Below are 16,490 nucleotides of genomic sequence, written 5' to 3'. Positions count from 1 at the left end.
GATTATGGAGCAAAGGCAAAAACCTGTTGTGAGCGCCGGATTTACGTATTCTCCGCTGGAAGAAACGCTGGATATTCCACAAAAAAATTCTCGTTTATTCATAGGCATCCCCAAGGAAATTTCCTTCCAGGAAAGCCGTATAGCGCTTACCCCGGACGCTGTGAGCATTCTCACCAACAACGGCCACCATATTGTGGTGGAGCACAAGGCAGGAGACGGCTCGCATTTCTATGACACGGACTATTCCGAGGCCGGCGCAGAAATTGTCTATGACAAGAAGGAAGTGTTCAAGGCAGACATCATCGTAAAATCCGCCCCACTCAACGATGAGGAAATTGAATTGCTGCGCCCCCACCAGATCGTTATATCTCCCATTCACCTCTCCGTGCTCAAGGCAGAGCAGCTGCAGAAGATGATGGACAAACGCATTACCCTGCTTTCTTTCGAGAACCTGAAAGACGATGCGGGCACCTATCCCATTGTACGCGCCATGAGCGAGATAGCGGGCGGGGCCGTCATGCTCATTGCCGGGCAGTACCTGAGCAACAGCAACCGCGGCAAGGGCATTTTGCTGGGCGGCGTTACCGGCATCCCTCCCACCAAGGTGGTGATCATAGGCGCCGGCATTGTTGGGGAGTTTGCGGCCCGTACAGCGCTGGCCCTGGGCTCTTCGGTAAAGGTGTTCGATAACAATATTTACAAGCTGAAAAGGCTGCAAAACAATATAGGCGTACGTGTATTCACCTCCGTTATACAGCCCCGCGTGCTGGCGGAGCAGCTCCGCAATGCAGACGTGGCCGTGGGCGCCCTTTCTTCCCAGAGCGGCCGTACGCCCATAGTGGTTACCGAGTCTATGGTCAGCCACATGAAAGCCGGCTCTGTGATAGTAGACGTCAGCATTGACCGCGGCGGCTGCTTCGAAACCTCCGAGATCACCTCTCATGAAAACCCTGTGTTCAAAAAATATGACGTGATCCACTACTGCGTGCCCAACATCCCCTCCGGCTTTGCAGGCACCGCCTCACAAGCTATCAGCAACGTGCTGATGCCCCTGCTGCTGGAAGCGGCGGACGACGGCGGCTTTGAGAACCTGGTATGGATCAAGCGAGGCGTGCGCAATGGCATTTACCTCTATAAAGGCGCGCTCACCAACTATCACCTCAGCGAAAAGTTCAAGCTGAAATATACAGACCTGGAATTGCTGCTGGCCGTAAAAGGCTGACGCTGCCTATTGCGCCTCCGCCATTACCGCCGCCGGCTTCTTCTTCCCAGCCGGTTTTTTCCGCAGCTTGTTGATCCAGATCAGCGTACCTGTTACCGGCAGGCTGGTAGCAAAAAGGCAGGCAATAAAATAGAGTATCTTCGAAAAGGTGCCGTACACATTCCCCACATGCAGGGCCTTGAAAGAGGCCGCAATCCGTTCGTTCAGCGGCTTATCCCTGAAAATTTCCTTTTGCAGCACCGCCCCGCTGTACTGGTCAAGCTGCAGGCGGTCTCCGGCCGCCGGCGCAAAAAAGCCCGTTCTCGCTTTTGAAAGCTGCACGGTGGCGGTTGGTTTGCCCGGGAGCAAGATCCGGTACTCGCCCTTATAGGGCAGCTCACGGTCTGCCGTTGCCAGCAATTCTGCAATAGACAAAGGAGCCGCGGCACTGTCTGCCGGCGGGGCCGATTGCAGCGGCCGCTCTTTTGCCGCGCCTTCCGGCTTGTGTACGCCCAGCATTTTGTTCAGGCCGGTACGGTACCAGGAGAAAGACCAGGTAAGGCCTGTCAGCGCCATGATCAGCAGAAGAATGGATGAATAGAACCCGAGCGTATTATGCAGGTCGTGATTGATCCGTTTCCAGTTACCGCTGAAACGGATGCGCAGCCCCTGCTTCCAGGCTTTGAGATGCTGCGGGAACCAGATCACCAGGCCGGTCATTACCAGCAAGGCAAACACCACAGTGGCCCATCCTACAATGGGGCGGCCTATCTCCGTATCCAGCAGCAGCCAGCGGTGCAGCCTGAACATCACCATAAAAAAATCGGAACCGGCGCCTTTGGGCGTTCCCCTGATCTCGGCCGTATAAGGGTCTACCAGGTAAGTGGTACCACGGTCACCACGGCCGCCCTGGGGTGGCTGCCCCTCCGTTTTTTCCACCTTCTTCACATTCACCTGGTACACCCTGCCGGGCGCCGCAGGAATAGTGATGCTGTTCACGGTGACCTTACCAAGACTGTCCCGTACACGCGCCATCAATGTTTCCGCGCCAAGGCGCTCCGCGCCGGCCGGCGCCTGCACCTTGTATTTGGCAGGTTCCAGCATTTCCTGTATTTCCGTACTGAAAGTATAAATGGTGCCGCTGAGGCAAACCACAAACAAGATGAGCCCGCTGGCAATGCCCATCCAGAGATGGATGTCGTTGAATATCTTCCTTATTTTCCGCCATGCCGGATTTTTTTGTACTGATGCCATCCTTTACCAGATTGATATGAAACAAACGAAGGAAACAGGTTGCCCTGTTTCCCTATGCTTATGTTTTTTACGATGCAAATATTATTTGTCCCACCATACGGGCGCCGTTGTAATGTTATCGCTCCCCTGTTTGGCGGCTTCTTCGCCATTACTCTGCCTTTCCGTTTCAGGGTACATGAGCCGCAGCGGCCTTGCATCCGGCGTAGGCGCATCCAGCGAATTGGGGATGGCCGGTACGCCCAGGCGGCGGTACTCCGCCCATGCCTCTATACCGCTGATGCTGTTCAGCGCCAGCCACTTCTGCTCCGCAATGCGGGCTACCTTGTTGGCCGCCTGGGCAAAGTCTACCGCAGGCTGGCTGTTGTAGGCGGCAAAGAGAGCCGTATTCACGCCCATGTATGTGAAAGATTCACGTATAGCCTCTTCATACAGCAATTGCGCGCTGGCGCCCGGCAGCCATCCGCGCTGAGCGGCCTCCGCCTGCAGGAAAAGGCTTTCGAAGGCCCCCATCAGCATGGCTGCCTGCACCTGTGATTTGAATACGGCGGCCGGCTGGTTGCCGTTTTCCTGCGGGCCTTTGAACGCGGAGGTATTGGCCCGGTTGTACTGCTCTTCCGCATTGGGGTTGCCAAACAACACTCCTTTGTAGGAGCCGCCCACGGCCACGTACAACTGCGGCAGGCGCGGGTCGTTGCGGCTGATGTACTGGTCTACGGCATATTGCGTAGGCCGGAGGTCCAGCAGGTTGCCGGTAGCCGCGCCCTGCACGTTGCGGTAATACGTTTCCCAGAAGGGGTTCATTTTACCGGCAGACACCAGGTATCCGGGGTTTACGTCCGCATGCTCGCCGGCCGCCAGGAAACCGCTGCCTTCGGCCGTAATTTTGGCTATTTCGGCGGTAATGTACGCGGCATCTCCCGCCTCGCTCTGGCGCACCAGCGCCCGCAGCTTGACGGTGTTGCCAAACCTGGCCCAGCTGGTCCTGTTGCCGTTAAAAAGAATATCGTCCGCTTTTGCTTCCGTTCCCGGCAGCGCATTTTTGATGTCGTTGATACCGGCGGTGATCAGGTCTACAGACTTGGCATACACCGTTTTCCCGTCTTCATACCGGGGCCTGGGATGTACGGTACCCTGCAGGGCATCGTCAAAAGGCAGGTTATTGTATACATCTACCAGGCGCAGAAAATGCCAGCCCTGCATAATTTTGGCGGCCCCGGCATAGAACAGCGCATTTTCTTTCTCGGCCTGTTCCCTGATAAGCTGGTAGTACAGCAGGGTGGCGTAGGCGTTTTCCCAAACCGGGATGCCGTCCCGCTGGTGCCGTATGGCCGGGCCATCATAATTCTTTTCTTTGAAAAAGAGGTTCACCCCTTCGCTGGTAGTACCCCAGTAACCGGCCCAGAAAGCGCCCAGCTGGTTGAGCTGGCCCGCTTCCTGGTTCACGGAGCTTACCAGCGCCGCGGGCAGCTTTGCGCTCAGCGGCAGGTTCTCATTAACGGGCGCGTTCGGGTTCTTGTTCACATCCAGGAACTTGCTGCAGGATGACATGGCCACCACCGCAAAAAGCCCGGTAAATATTTTAAACACACTATTCATGACGTGATCTGTTTAGAAAGTTACGTTGATGTTAAAGCCGTATGTTCTGTACGGGGGCACCTGGCGGAAGCTCAGGTAGCCGTCTGTATTGTTGTACAGGTACTCCGGGTCTCCGTAAATATTGTCTTTGTGCCGGATAATAAAAAGATTGGTGCCTACCAGGCCAATGTTCACGTCTTTTACCAGCTGCTGCCGGCGGAGCAGGGAAGCGGGCAGGCTGTAATTGATGGCCAGCTCGCGCAGTTTGAAGAAGTCAGATTTTGCCGCGGTGTTGTATTGCACGCTGCCCTGCTGCTGCCAGAATGATTTGCCGCCGCTGGAGGTGAGCTTGCTGGTGTTGGGCTCGTATTTCCCTTCACTTACTTCTATTACGGAGTTGGGGAATACGAAGGGCTGGCGGTCATAATCATCCGTCCACGGGTGCGTGCCGGCGGTAAACATCCTCGGCGCTATTTCCGAGTACAGCCAGCCGCCCAGGCGGCTGTCGAACTGTGCGCGGAGGCTGATGCCTTTATAGCTGAACATGGTATGCAGGCCCATCTGGTAAGGCGGCACCATGGTACCCAGGTGGCTTTGCGCGGTGGCCTGAACAGGGTCTCCCGTGGTGGCGTTCACCACTACGCGGCCCTGCGGGTCACGTTTATAATCGCTCACCAGCAGCGCGGGGTAAGCGCTGCCTTTTACGGCATAAGACTGCCGGAATATGGGGAACTGCTCCAGGCCCTCATACAGCTCTTGCACGCGGTTGTTGATGTGCGTAAAGGCGCCGCCAATGTTCCAGCGTATATCCCGGCCGCGGTCCCTGATCACGTCTGCGCTGAGGCTCAGTTCTATCACGTTGTTGGTGAGGCGGCCGGCGTTTACCACAGCGGTGCTGTAACCAATGGCGCGGGATGTATTGGCCTTGAATATCTGGCCTTTGGAGTCAGAGTAAGCGTAGCTGCCCTCAAAATGCAGGCGGTTGTTCAGGAAGCTCAGCTGCAGGCCTGCTTCATAAGACGTTACAAATTCCGGCTGAATGTTGGGGTTGGGGTATTCAGCGCTGGGCGTAAACCCTACCATGTTCCCGAAGGGGAAGCCGTTTACCTGGCTGTAGGCGTTGTTGAGGTTATACGGGTCCAGCGTAACGTTGCCGGTTTTGTTCCATGAAGCAAATACCTTTCCGAAAGACAGTGCCCTGCTGTGTTTCAGCGCCGTGATCACGTCGTGGAACACAAAAGAGGCGCTTACACCGGGGTAAAAGTAGGAGCGGTTCTCCGGGCTGAGTACAGACACCACGTCGTTACGGCCTGTAAGCGTCAGGAAAAGGAAGTTGTTATACCCCGCCGTCAGTTCTCCGTAACCTGCTACGGAGCGGTATTCTGTAATACCGGCGCTGCCGTTCAGTTCGCCCACGCGGCTGCCGGGGTTAAAGAGGCCGGGCAGGGTCAGGTTGCCGGCCCCTACGGCGCTCACTTTCGTATAGTCCGCACGGAAGTTCTGCCCCAGCACCAGGCGGGTGCTGAACTTGCCAAAGTCTTTATTGAAGCTCAGTATCAGGTCTCCGTTCACCCGGCGGAAATTATTGCTGCCATCGCTCACTGTTCCTACTACATTCCTTCTGCCCGGCGCTTCAAACTTGCCTGCCGTGCTCCTGGTTTCTTCGGAAACGCTGTAGAGGCCCAGGCGGTAGATGGCCTTGAACCAGTCTGTTACCTGGTAGTCCAGCTCCACCTTGCCGTTCAGCGTTTGCTGCGCCAGGCGGTCACGGGTGTTGTCTATCTGGAAATAGGGGTTCTTCATCTGGTCTGTAAAGAAGTACAGCGGGTTGGCGGCCGAGTTGGGGTTTTCCCAGTCTTTCATGGCCGGATAGTCAAAGTTGGCGGGCAACTGGTAGGCCGTGATCCAGGGCCCGTCTGGTGTTGTGTTCCGGTTAAAATAGATGTAATTGATGTTGTAGGAAGTGTTGAGCTTGCCGAACCGGCGGGAGCCGTTGAAGCGGGCGCCTGTTCTGCGGCTGGCGTCTTCCGGTATGATGCCCTTGATAGCAGCATGCTGCAGGGAAAGGAAATAGGTGCTCTTGTTGTCCCCACCGGAAAAAGAAAGATCGTTCTGCTGGGTGATGCCCGTCTGGAACAGGTTGAGCCGGTTGTCTTTTGACGTTGCCGCATAGGTTTGGGTGGGTTGCGTACCATCGGGCAGTACGCCGCCCAGGTCCCGGGTGCTGCCATCAAACAGCGGGCCCCAGGACTCGTACATGGTGGGCGCGTACACTCCTTCCGTGCCCTGTCCGTAGCGGGTTTGCGCCGGCGGCAGCAGGTATACCTGCGAAAAGGTGGTAGTATTGCTGAACTTGACAACAGTACGGCCTTTCTGCCCGCTCCGCGTAGTGATCATGAGCGCGCCGTTCACCCCTTCGGAGCCGTACAATGCCGCGGCATTGGCGCCTTTAAGCACGGTGATGCTTTCAATATCATTGGGGTTCAGGCGGTTGATGTCCGGTACCGGCACGCCGTCTACCACGTAAATAGGCTCATTTTTGCCGCGGTTGAGCGAGCGGCTGCCCCGCATCACAATTTTTACCTGCGGGTCTACCTTGCTGTCATACATGTTGATACGAAGCCCCGCCACCTTGCTGGTAAGGCCGAAAATGGGGTTTACCACTTTTCCCTGGTTCAGCTCTTCATTGCCTACCAACTGCGCGGCGGCCCCTACCTCCCGGGCAGAGCGCTTGATGCCCAGCGCCCCTGTTACCACCACCTCGTTCAGGTTGCGTACGGCAGGCAGCGTGTCTGTATTAATTGAAGGGCCCTGTTGGGCCTGTGCCGTCTCTACCGTTAAAAGCAGCAGGCATATACCGTGTAGCTTTTTTATCATTCGAAATATTTTTTGCAAAGTTCCTTCAAAGCAGCAATGAATAAGGGAGAAACGGGAACGCGAAAAGGAAAAATAAACGCACTTTTTCCCGATTTGATAAACTTTTTTCCCGATCCGATGTCCGCTTTTACAGCTGATCTTTTATAATTGCCCGTATGAGCAACACCTTACCTGTTCCTATCCCTGACTATTTCTACTACTACCCCAAAAGCAACAACCTGAGCACCGTAGTGGAAAACAGTAGCAGTGCCATCCGTGAGGGCAAAAAAGAGGTAGTGCATGAAATGCATTCTTCAGACGGTATATCTATGTGGTACAGCCATATAAGCCTCCGGCAGGCCAAAAAGATGGTAGTGGAATACCCAGACCCTTTTGTGCATATCAGTTACGTACTGCAAGGCAGCAGCATTTACCGAAGCGGGGAAGAGAAAACGCCTTTCACCACCTTCCACGCCCTGCAATACAATGTACTGCTGCTGCCGGCCGGCAAGGTCAGCGTAGAGTGGATGCCGGGAAAAGAAGTGGAGAATTTTGAGATCAATGTGAACAGGGCGTTTTTTGAGAAACAGTTGCCGGCGGGCCACCCTTTCCTTGCACAATTGCAGCAAACAGGCACCCATGCGCTGGCCAGCGCCCTTCACCTGCCCATTACCCCGCAGATCCGCGCTATTATCTACGACATTGTGCATTGCAGCATGGACCCCGCTCACAAGAGAATATACCTGAAGGCCAAAACGCTGGAGCTGATGGCCCTGCAGATGCAGCAGCAAAAAAACCTGTTAACGGAAGGCCTCCCGTACCCCGGCGACATAAAGATGTCTGACACCCAGAAAATGCACGCCGCCAGGGAAATTATCCTGCAACGGCTGGATAACCCTTATACCATCCCGGTATTGGCGCACATGGTAGGCACCAACGAAAATTATCTCAAGAAAAATTTCAAGAAAGTGTTCGGCGCCACGGTGTTTGGCTTCATTCAGCAACTGCGCATGGAACGCGCCAGGGACATCCTGATCAATGAAAAAAAGAAAATAGGTGAAGTGGCGCGGCTGACGGGCTACAGCCATATCAGCCATTTCAGCAAGGCTTTCAAGAAGCAGTTCGGCTTCTCTCCCAAAAACATCAAGGTAGGCCTGTGCCTGTGGCTTACAGACCTGCAGGTTACGTTCTTTTCCGAACTGCCTATGCTGGCGGTGGCGTGAATGAACGGGCCGTGCGGAAGTTTATGCATCGAGCCTGTACCCCATGAAAAAGGCGGCAAGAATAACGATACCTACAATGATCCTGTAATAGCCCCACATTTTGAAGCCGTACTTCTGCAGCGCGCCAATAAAGAATTTGATGGCCAGCATGGCCACTATAAAGGCTACTACGTTGCCCACCAGCAGCAACTTGATGTTTTCCGCGGAGCTGGTCAGCAGCTCGTGGTGTTTCAGCAGCTTGTAGCCGGTAGCGGCCGCCATGGTAGGAACGGCCAGGAAAAAAGAGAACTCGGCCGCCGCGTGGCGCGTCAGTTTCTGCTGCATGCCGCCAATAATGGTGGCGGCGCTGCGGCTCACGCCCGGTATGAGCGCAAGGCACTGGAAAAAGCCGATGCGGATGGCCTTGAAGTAGTCCATTTGCTCGTCTGAATCAATAGTAGGGTTTTTGAACCATTTATCTACAAACAACAGCACAATACCGCCCAGCAACAGGGTAATGCCCACCACTTCCGGTTTTTCCAGCAGGGCGTCTATATAATCCCCAAAGAGGTAGCCCAGCGCCAGCGCTGGCAGCACGCCCAGCAGCAGCTTGAAGTAAAAGGCCGGTTTGCTGAAATTGAAGAACTTTTTCCAGTAAAGCACCACCACGGCCAATATGGCGCCCAATTGTATGCATACCTCAAAGAGTTTGGTAAATTCATCTTTGTTGATCCCCATCAGGCTGCTGGCAATGATCATGTGGCCGGTGGAGGACACGGGTATAAATTCGGTCAGGCCTTCTACAATGGCAATGATGATAGCTTCAATAATGCTCATGAGTCATTCAAATAAGAAAAGCGATGATGTTTGGTCATCGCCGTGGTCAATATCTTTTTTTCCTGTCTTTTTTATTGTTTGGGCTTGCGCATAATGGCATATGCTTCCACAGCCAGCCCTATCAGTATCACAATGGGGGCCAGGGTAATACGGCGGAAGCTGTACACCTCTTCAGGCGCAAAACGGGAGGCATCGTCCCCTCCGCCGCCCATCATGAGCAAAAAGCCGATCACGATCAGCACTACGCCCGCCAGCATCAGCTGGTAATTGCCTTTGCCGAAAAGGCTGCGGCCCTGGGTTTCTTTAATTTCTTTAGACATATTGTTCATGAACTTTTAATCAATACAGGTCATCCAGCTTCAGCTTCAGGTACTTCATCACGGAACGGTGGGTGCTCACCAGCGAAATGCCGATACCTATCACGATCAATCCGAGGAACAGCAGGCCGGTCATTACATAATCCCGCATGCTTTTTATTTCCGGCATGGCAGACTCCGCAAAGTAGATCAGCACAATGAGGCCGGCAATGGCCAGCAGGGCGCTGATGCCCCCGTTGATGATGCTGCGCACGTCAAACGGCTTGGCAATGAACCAGCGGGTGGCGCCTACCATCTGCATGGTTTTGATGAGGAAGCGGTTGCTGAACATGGCCAGGCGGATGGTATTGTCTATCAGGAACAGTACCACAATGGCCATGATCACGCTGATCACCAGTATCACCATGCCTATCTGCTTCGCTTTGTCCAGCACCTCGCTTACCAGCGTACGCTGGTAATACAGCTCCCTCACTGTGCTGCGGCCGGCAATGTTCTGCTCAATGGCCCTGAGGCTGTCCGAATGCACATACCGGGCGTAAAGACTGATATCTATGCTGGCGTACAGGGGGTTAAAACCCAGTACGGCAAAATTTTCCTCGGGGTTTTCCTTTTTGAACCTTTCCGCCGCCATATCTTTAGACACATACTGTATCTTGCGCACAAACGGCATAACAGCCAGTGAATCTTTCAGCAACAAAGCCTGCTGCTCTTTCACATTATCCCGCAGGATCACCTGCAATTCAATACTTTCCTTGTAATAATCACTCAGTTTTTTGGCATTGATCATGAAGAGGCCGAGCACGCCGAGCAAAAGGAGCACCAGGGTGATCCCTATGATCGAATAGATATAAGAAGGCTTTGATTTCTTTGCTGACGATTTCCCTGATAGAGCCATTCATCTATAGTTTAGAGGCGAAAATAATAAAAATTGGCAGTTATGTTTACTTTTGCCATCCCAAACGGTATTTTAACAATTTTTATTATATGCAACGGAAGCCGGTTGGAAATTGATGCATAAATAATTAATTTACTATAAACGCCTCTACAGGAGGCCATTCTGGTATGGAGTACAATTTCAGGCAAATTGAGCGAAAATGGCAGCAACACTGGGTTAACACCGGCGCCTACAAGATAAGCAACAACAGTACGAAGCCCAAATGCTACGTGCTGGACATGTTCCCCTATCCCTCCGGGGCGGGCCTGCATGTAGGCCACCCGCTGGGTTATATCGCATCAGACATCTACGCCCGTTTCAAGCGCCTGCAGGGCTTTAACGTGCTGCACCCCATGGGGTACGATGCTTTCGGGCTGCCGGCGGAACAATACGCGCTGGAAACAGGGCAACACCCCGCCGTTACCACAGAACAGAACATCAAGGCTTTCAGGAGCCAGCTGGACAATATCGGGTTTTCGTATGACTGGAGCCGGGAGATCCGCACCAGCGACCCTTCTTATTACAAATGGACGCAGCGCATCTTTCTGCAGCTTTTCGGCAGCTGGTACAACCGCCTGGCCGGCAAAGCGGAAAACATAGAAACGCTGGTACGCATTTTTGAGCAGGAAGGCAACCTGCACCACGAGTGCCCCGGCAACCGCGGCATCCGTTTCAGCGCAGACAGCTGGAACGATCATAATTACGAGCAGCAGCAGGAAATACTGATGGAATACCGCCTGGGCTACCTGGCCTATGCGGAAGTGAACTGGTGCCCCGCATTGGGCACGGTGCTGGCCAATGACGAGGTAGTGAACGGCGTCAGCGAACGCGGCGGCCACCCTGTGATCAAGAAAAAAATGCGCCAGTGGTTCCTTCGTATTACGGAATATGCGGACAGGCTGCTGGAAGGGCTGGAAAAAGTGCAGTTCAGCGAGGCCATGAAAGACATGCAGCGCAACTGGATCGGCAAAAGCCAGGGCGCGGAGATCAAGTTCAACATAGCCGGCAGCATGGAAAGCCTGGTGGTATACACCACCCGCCCCGATACGATCTTTGGGGTAGATTTTATGGTGGTGGCGCCCGAACATGAGCTGGTAGACGCCATTACCACAGACGCGCAAATGCAGGCCGTGAACGAGTATAAAGATTACGTGCAGAGCCGTTCCGAGCGCGAGCGCATGGCAGACGTGAAACTCATTACCGGCTGCTTCACCGGCGCCTACGCCATCAACCCTTTCGATGACCGCCAGATACCCATCTGGATCTCCGAATACGTACTGGCCGGCTACGGCACCGGCGCCATTATGGCCGTACCCTGCGGCGACCAGCGGGATTTCAACTTTGCCCAGCACTTCAACATTCCCATCACCAACATACTCGGAGACGCCTTTAACGGCCAGGAAGCCAATCCCACCAAAGAAGGCAAGCTCTTCAACAGCAACTTCATTACCGGTATGGACATGAAGCCCGCTATGGAAGCGGTGATCGAAAAAATAGAGACCCTCGGCATCGGCAAAAGGCAGATCAATTACAAGATGCGCGATGCCGGCTTCAGCCGCCAGCGGTACTGGGGAGAACCATTCCCCATTGTATACCGCAATGGCATACCCGAGGCTATGGACCCGGCAGACCTGCCGCTGGAGCTGCCTCACGTAGACCACTATACGCCGGGAGAAGACGGAGAAGGCCCGCTGGCCAACATGACCCAATGGGTCAACCTGCCCGCGGAACCAGGCACGGCCCTGCGCAGGGAAACCAGCACCATGCCCGGCTACGCCGGCAGCAGCTGGTACTTTCTCCGGTATATGGACCCGCATAACAATGCGGCCTTTTGCGACCGCAAGGTATCTGACTACTGGGGCCAGGTAGACCTCTACATTGGCGGTACCGAACATGCGGTGGGGCATTTGCTGTACTCCCGCCTGTGGACGAAGGTGCTCTTTGACCTGGGCCACATCGGCTTTGACGAGCCGTACAAAAAGCTGGTGAACCAGGGCATGATCACCGGCAGCTCCCGCCTCGTGTACCGCGTAAGGGGTACCAACGAGTTCGTGTCAGCCGGCCTGCGGGAGCAGTACGATACAGACGAGCTGCATGTAGATGTGAATATGGTAGACGGGCTGGAACTGGACGTGGATGCGTTCAGGAGCTGGCGCCCCGACTATGCCACAGCGCAGTTCATTCTGGAAGACGGCAAATACATCTGCGGCACTCTCTCCGAAAAAATGAGCAAGAGCAAGTTCAATACCGTGAACCCTGATCTGCTGGTAGAAAAATTCGGGGCAGACACCTTCCGCATGTACGAAATGTTCCTGGGCCCGGTAGAGCAAAGCAAACCCTGGGAAACCAAGGGCATAGAAGGCGTACACCGCTTCCTCAAAAAATTCTGGCGCCTGTACATGGACGAGCAGAAAGGCCTCATCGTAAAAGACGCCGCCCCCACAGCAGATGAACTGAAAACGCTCCATAAAGCCATCCGCAGAATTGAGGAAGACACGGAGCGCCTTTCTTTCAATACGGCCGTGAGCGGCTTTATGATGTGCGTAAACGACCTTACAGACCTGAAATGCCATAAAAAGGCCATCCTGGAGCCGCTGGTAATATTGCTCACGCCCTACGCCCCCCATGTCTGCGAAGAGCTGTGGGCCGCAATGGGCAACAGCGGTTCTGTGCTGGACGCTGCTTTCCCCATATTCAACGCGGAATACGTTACCGAAAGCACCAAGGAATACCCCGTGTCTGTTAACGGCAAGCTGCGCACCACCATCAACATTTCATTAGACGCTACAGAAGCGGAAGCCACTGCCATAGCGCTGGCCAATGATGTGATCCTGAAATGGACAGAAGGGAAAGATCCCCGGAAGGTGATATTCGTGAAAGGGAAGATGATCAACGTGGTGATCTGACGGTCACTTCAAAATAACACGAGGGGCTGACCAAAAAGTAATGGTCAGCCCTCATTGATTCGGGGGCCTGACGGAGACCTGTCATCGTTCAGGCAATCCTCCAACCCTTCATTTACTTTTTGGTCAGCCCCTTTTTACAGCATTTGCCTTGCACCGTCCCGCAGCCCGCCCCTTCCACCCCATTACCCGGCAAATTCATGACAAACGGTTTCCATATCCCCTATTTCCTTCTTAATTTCCGTCTGAAAACAAAATCATCCCCCTTTATGAGACCATTTATGCTGGGCCTGCTGTGCGCATCGCTCTCCCTGCCCGCCGCCGCCCAAACCACAGAAGCCTATTTCACCACTTACCCCACCCTCAGCCCGGACGGTAAAACCGTGGTTTTCAGCTTTGAGGGAGACCTCTGGAAAGCGGACGTGCAAAACCCGCATGCCGTGCGCCTCACCGCCATGCAGGGCAATGAAATACTGCCCAAAATATCGCCAGACGGGCAATGGCTGGCGTTTACCGCGTACCAGTACGGCAATGCGGATATTTTCCTGATGCCCCTGCAGGGCGGCGAAGTGAAACAGCTCACCATGCACGAGGCGGGAGACCAGCTTGACTCCTGGAGCTGGGACTCCAAAAGCATCTATTTCACCTCCTCCCGCGGCGGCAATGGCACCAGCTACAAGCTCAGCATTGAAGGCGGCACGCCGGTGAGAGTGTTCAATCATTATTTCAACCTCACCCACAACCTGGTAGAGCACCCCACCAGCGGAGAACTGTTTTTCAACGATACCTGGGAAAGCAGCTTCCAGGCCAACCGGAAAAGGTACAAGGGAGATTTTAACCCGGACATCCAGTCTTACATTCCCGCCACCAAAACCTATAAACGTTATACAGACTACCGCGGCAAAGACTTCTGGACTACCATAGACCGCAAAGGGAATATCTACTTTGCTTCAGACGAGGCCAACGGGGAGTACAACCTCTATACCTTCAGTAACGGTCAGAAGAAGGCGCTCACCAGCTTCCCTACCTCCATCAAGCGCCCGTTTGCCAATGCAGACGGCGGCAAGGTGGTATTTGAAAAAAACTACCAGGTATGGCTGTACGATGTGGCGGCCGGCAAACCCGAAAAGCTGGCCATTAAAATATTCCGCAATCCTGTATTGCCCAAAGAGCAAGGGTTTGATGTGAAAGACAAGATCTCCTCCTTTGACGTTTCTCCTGACGGTAAAAAACTGGCCTTCATATCCCGCGGGGAAATATTCGTGTCTGACATAACCGGCAAATTTGTACGCCAGATACCCCGCCCCGCGGAGCGGGCGCTGGAAGTACTGTGGATGCCGGACAACCGTACCCTGCTGTTTAACCAGACGCTGAACGGCTACCAGAACCTCTACACTGTGGCCGCAGACGGCAAGGGCGCTCCCCGCCAGCTCACCAAAGACAAACGGAGCAACCGGGACATCAGCTTCAACAGCAAACGCACCCAGGGCGTTTACCTCAGCGGCCGCGATGAAGTGCGCCTGATAGACCTCAAAACGCTGGAATCACGCACCATTGCCAAAGATGAGCTGTGGGCCTTCGGGAACGCCCAACCACGCTTTTCGCCTGACGGGGACTACGTGGTGTTTACCGCCATCCGCAACTTTGAGCAGGATATTATGGTACACAACCTGAAAAAGAACACCACCATCAACCTCACCAATACGGGCGTTACGGAAACCAATCCTTATTGGTCGCCAGACGGGAAGTACATCTACTTCAACTCTTCGCGCACCAAACCTTCTTACCCCACCGGCATGAGCAACGCCAAGCTGTACCGCGTAGCGCTCAGCAAATTTGACGACCCCTTCCGGGCAGATAAATTTGACGAGCTGTTCAAACAGGAGGAAAAGAAAGACGACAAGAAAAAGGACACCGGCAAAACAACGCCGCCGCCGGCTCCCATCAGCATCAACACCGCCGGCCTCATGAAAAGGATAGAGCAGGTAGGCCCGAACTTTGGCGCGCAATACGGCCCCGCCTACATTTCCCGGAAAGGTGAAAAGACCACGGTTTTCTACTACTCCAACCATGCAGACGGCAAAACGGCCGTATGGAAAACCGTTACAGAACCTTTCGAGGAAACCAAAACAGACAAGATAGCCGGCACGGAAAGAGGCGGCTCCGGCATTGTGGAAGCAGACGGCAAGTTTTATATCAACACCGGCGGCAACATCCAGAAGCTGAACCCTGACGCCAACAAGATAGAGGCCATCAACATCAGCCTGCCCTTCTACCGCAACCTGCGCCAGGAGTTTGAGCAGATATTTTACGAAACATGGGCCAACGTGGAAGAGAACTTCTACAACGCGGAGTTTCACGGCACCAACTGGAACAAGGTACGGGACGATTATGCCCGCTACCTCCCCTACATCAACAACCGCGGGGACCTGCGCATATTGCTGAACGATATGCTGGGCGAACTGAACTCTTCCCACCTCGGCTTCAACACTTTCGGGGACGATGAGAAGATCAGCCTCAGCTACAACACCATGGAAACGGGCATTCTCTTTGACCAGCAGCAACCCTACACCGTAGAACGCATTGTTACAGGCAGCAATGCAGACAAGCAGGATGTAGACGTTCGCCCCGGCGATGTGCTGACCAAGGTCAACGGCGTAGCGGTAGACCCATCCGCCTGCCGGGACCAGTACTTCACCCGCCCCAAGGCTGAAAAGGAGATCACCCTCACGTTCGAGCGCGGCGGCAAACCCTTTGACGTGCGCCTGCACCCGCAAAACGTGTACGAGCTGGGAGACCAGCTGTACAACGAATGGATCAGCCATAACGAACAGCAGGTAGACAAGCTGGGCAACAACCGCATTGCCTACACCTGCATGAAAAACATGGGCATGGGAGAGCTGGAAAAATTCCTGATAGACATGGCCGCCAAAATAGGTAGTAAAGACGCGCTGATACTTGACCTGCGTTACAATACCGGCGGTAATGTGCATGACGAAGTGCTGCGTTTCCTTTCCCAGCGCCCCTACCTGCAGTGGCAATACCGCGGCGGCAAACCCTCTCCCCAACCCAACTTTGCGCCCAGCGGCAAACCTATTGTGCTGCTCATCAACGAACAGTCTCTCAGCGATGCGGAAATGACCGCCGCCGGTTTCAAGGCCCTGAAGCTGGGCAAGGTGATAGGCACGGAAACCTACCGCTGGATCATCTTCACCTCCGGCAAGGGGCTGGTAGACGGCTCTTTTTACCGCCTGCCCTCCTGGGGCTGCTATACGCTGGATGGCAAGAACCTGGAAAAAGAAGGCGTGGCGCCGGACATCTACGTGAAAACCACCTTTACAGACCGGCTGGAAGGTAAAGACCCGCAGCTGGAAAGAGCGGTGCAGGAGATCATGAGATCGTTGTAACAAA

Annotated in this window: 10 protein-coding genes; 4 read left to right on the top strand and 6 right to left on the bottom strand. The window is 54.3% G+C overall.

What is annotated here, in order from left to right; translation table 11 throughout:
- Positions 1-4 precede the first annotated feature (4 nt).
- Complete coding sequence (locus D3A97_RS09685; protein WP_119078153.1) at positions 5-1,222, top strand: alanine dehydrogenase; 1,218 nt, start codon at positions 5-7, stop codon at positions 1,220-1,222.
- A 6-nt stretch (positions 1,223-1,228) separates the two neighbouring features.
- Here D3A97_RS09685 and D3A97_RS09680 read toward each other — a convergent pair whose 3' ends face one another.
- The 3 genes from D3A97_RS09680 to D3A97_RS09670 all read right to left on the bottom strand — a co-directional run bounded on the left by D3A97_RS09680 (position 1,229) and on the right by D3A97_RS09670 (position 6,907).
- Complete coding sequence (locus D3A97_RS09680) at positions 1,229-2,455, bottom strand: PepSY-associated TM helix domain-containing protein (protein WP_119078152.1); 1,227 nt, start codon at positions 2,453-2,455, stop codon at positions 1,229-1,231.
- 81 nt (positions 2,456-2,536) lie between these two features.
- Complete coding sequence (locus tag D3A97_RS09675) at positions 2,537-4,051, bottom strand: SusD/RagB family nutrient-binding outer membrane lipoprotein (RefSeq protein ID WP_119078151.1); 1,515 nt, start codon at positions 4,049-4,051, stop codon at positions 2,537-2,539.
- Positions 4,052-4,063: 12 nt separating this feature from the next.
- Complete coding sequence (locus tag D3A97_RS09670) at positions 4,064-6,907, bottom strand: SusC/RagA family TonB-linked outer membrane protein (protein ID WP_119078150.1); 2,844 nt, start codon at positions 6,905-6,907, stop codon at positions 4,064-4,066.
- A gap of 155 nt (positions 6,908-7,062) precedes the next feature.
- Here D3A97_RS09670 and D3A97_RS09665 point away from each other — a divergent pair, with 155 nt between their 5' ends.
- On the top strand, positions 7,063-8,109 hold the full coding sequence (locus D3A97_RS09665; RefSeq protein ID WP_119078149.1) for a helix-turn-helix transcriptional regulator: 1,047 nt from the start codon (positions 7,063-7,065) through the stop codon (positions 8,107-8,109).
- Between the two features lie 21 nt (positions 8,110-8,130).
- Here D3A97_RS09665 and D3A97_RS09660 read toward each other — a convergent pair whose 3' ends face one another.
- The 3 genes from D3A97_RS09660 to D3A97_RS09650 form a co-directional block, all read right to left on the bottom strand.
- Entirely contained in the window at positions 8,131-8,925 is a 795-nt protein-coding gene (locus D3A97_RS09660; RefSeq protein ID WP_119078148.1) for an undecaprenyl-diphosphate phosphatase, read from the bottom strand.
- Between the two features lie 71 nt (positions 8,926-8,996).
- Entirely contained in the window at positions 8,997-9,245 is a 249-nt protein-coding gene (locus D3A97_RS09655) for a DUF3098 domain-containing protein (protein WP_232825906.1), read from the bottom strand.
- 19 nt (positions 9,246-9,264) lie between these two features.
- Positions 9,265-10,137: a cell division protein FtsX gene (locus tag D3A97_RS09650; RefSeq protein WP_157986452.1), complete on the bottom strand. Its 873-nt coding sequence runs from the start codon at positions 10,135-10,137 to the stop codon at positions 9,265-9,267.
- Positions 10,138-10,304: 167 nt separating this feature from the next.
- On the opposite strand from D3A97_RS09650, the gene leuS reads away from it, so the two are divergent.
- Together leuS and D3A97_RS09640 are read left to right on the top strand one after the other, a co-directional pair.
- Entirely contained in the window at positions 10,305-13,082 is a 2,778-nt protein-coding gene (gene leuS, locus D3A97_RS09645; protein WP_119078145.1) for a leucine--tRNA ligase, read from the top strand.
- A 266-nt stretch (positions 13,083-13,348) separates the two neighbouring features.
- Positions 13,349-16,486 (top strand): S41 family peptidase, encoded by a 3,138-nt coding sequence (locus D3A97_RS09640; RefSeq protein ID WP_119078144.1) that lies wholly within the window; start codon positions 13,349-13,351, stop codon positions 16,484-16,486.
- Positions 16,487-16,490: the final 4 nt, after the last annotated feature.

Source organism: Chitinophaga alhagiae, from assembly GCF_003568665.1.
Lineage (GTDB): Bacteria > Bacteroidota > Bacteroidia > Chitinophagales > Chitinophagaceae > Chitinophaga > Chitinophaga alhagiae.
Note: the sequence above shows the minus strand (reverse complement) of the source record. Positions and strands in the feature narration are given on the sequence as shown.

Excerpts from the sequence above, each read along its gene's own strand:
- D3A97_RS09650 (WP_157986452.1), bottom strand. The coding sequence starts at position 10,137 with ATGGCTCTATCAGGGAAATCGTCAGCAAAGAAATCAAAGCCTTCTTAT.
- D3A97_RS09660 (WP_119078148.1), bottom strand. The coding sequence starts at position 8,925 with ATGAGCATTATTGAAGCTATCATCATTGCCATTGTAGAAGGCCTGACC.
- D3A97_RS09675 (WP_119078151.1), bottom strand. The coding sequence starts at position 4,051 with ATGAATAGTGTGTTTAAAATATTTACCGGGCTTTTTGCGGTGGTGGCC.
- D3A97_RS09680 (WP_119078152.1), bottom strand. The coding sequence starts at position 2,455 with ATGGCATCAGTACAAAAAAATCCGGCATGGCGGAAAATAAGGAAGATA.
- D3A97_RS09685 (WP_119078153.1), top strand. The coding sequence starts at position 5 with ATGGAGCAAAGGCAAAAACCTGTTGTGAGCGCCGGATTTACGTATTCT.
- D3A97_RS09640 (WP_119078144.1), top strand. The coding sequence starts at position 13,349 with ATGAGACCATTTATGCTGGGCCTGCTGTGCGCATCGCTCTCCCTGCCC.
- leuS (WP_119078145.1), top strand. The coding sequence starts at position 10,305 with ATGGAGTACAATTTCAGGCAAATTGAGCGAAAATGGCAGCAACACTGG.
- D3A97_RS09655 (WP_232825906.1), bottom strand. The coding sequence starts at position 9,245 with ATGTCTAAAGAAATTAAAGAAACCCAGGGCCGCAGCCTTTTCGGCAAA.
- D3A97_RS09670 (WP_119078150.1), bottom strand. The coding sequence starts at position 6,907 with ATGATAAAAAAGCTACACGGTATATGCCTGCTGCTTTTAACGGTAGAG.
- D3A97_RS09665 (WP_119078149.1), top strand. The coding sequence starts at position 7,063 with ATGAGCAACACCTTACCTGTTCCTATCCCTGACTATTTCTACTACTAC.